Source organism: Consotaella aegiceratis (assembly GCF_036541425.1).
Taxonomy (GTDB): Bacteria; Pseudomonadota; Alphaproteobacteria; order Rhizobiales; family Rhizobiaceae; genus Consotaella; species Consotaella aegiceratis.
The window spans coordinates 1-1,092 of the sequence record NZ_JAZHFT010000138.1 but is presented as its reverse complement, the minus strand read 5'-3'; the positions used below and the strand labels follow the sequence as shown (position 1 = coordinate 1,092).

Here is a 1,092-nt window from a genome sequence, read left to right as displayed (position 1 = left end):
TGGTCGCAGTGGATCTCCTCGCCCTCGGGACCCGCCACGATCCCCACTTGCGCCCCCTCGATGCGCGGGCGCTTCGTCGCACGGTGCGGCGTCAGGGGCACGCGCGAGGGCACCGCCTCGAAGCTGTTGCGGTATTCCGGCTCGTCGGACGCCGTCTCGTAGGAGCGATCGACCACCTGATGCACCGCGCGGATCACCACGTGCTCCTCGTAGGTCTTCTCCGGATGCGCCACCTCGTAAGGGCTGAACCGCCGCCCCGGCTCCACCACCCGGATGTTGGAGGAGGCCCGAACCCGCTCGTGGTCGGCCTCCGTCGCCTGCATGCGCAGGTTCTCCACCCGCTCGTGCGCGGCCACGTCCATGGCGCGCGCCGGAAACTCGTAGAGCTCGCGCTTGGCGTTGTCCGGCAGCTCCACCAGCGAGGGCGTTGCGGCCGAGGGCACCGTGTGGGGCGTCTCGAAGTTCCAGTCGCGCCCGGCCCGCTGGCCCGGCACATAGGCATAGCGCCGCCGCCAGTCGTCGATGTGGTTGCGATCGGAGGAGCCTTGCGCGATGCGCATCGCCGCTTCGCCCTCGGCCGCCGCCGACGGCTTCAGCCAGCCGCTCTGGTGGTCGGCCACCACCAGCTGGTGCCGGCCCTTCTCGTGGCGGAACCAATAGAACAGGCCGTCGAACTCAAACCGCCTGAGCAGGTAGTCGAGATCGCTTTCGTTGAACTGAACGGAGTACCCCTGCGCCGGGGGATTGCGGATCACGCCCGAAAAGTCCGGCGCCGTCAGCCCGTGTTCGGCGAACAGAATCTCGGCCACCTCCATCGCCGTCTTGCCGAGGAAGATGCGGCAGTCCGAGCGCCGCGACAACAGCCACATCTCGGGGCGCAGGGTCAGGGTGTAGGAGCGCACGCCGCGGGTCACCATCGGCCCCTCGTCGAGGTCGGTGACCAGCGCGTTGAAGGGCCGGCGGAGTTTCGAATCCTCGCCGCCCCCGCCGCCGAGCCGCCGCCCTCCTCGCCGGCGCCCTGCTGGATCTCCACCAGCACGTCGATCCGCCGCCCGATCAGTTCGGCCGGCTCCACCGCCTCGCGCTTGGCCC

The 1,092-nt window shown here is 70.1% G+C and carries 1 pseudogene; it reads right to left on the bottom strand.

The features are described from left to right. Nucleotides 1-1,092 (bottom strand): annotated as a pseudogene (tssI, locus tag SMD10_RS25440) (type VI secretion system tip protein TssI/VgrG); the annotation flags it as partial.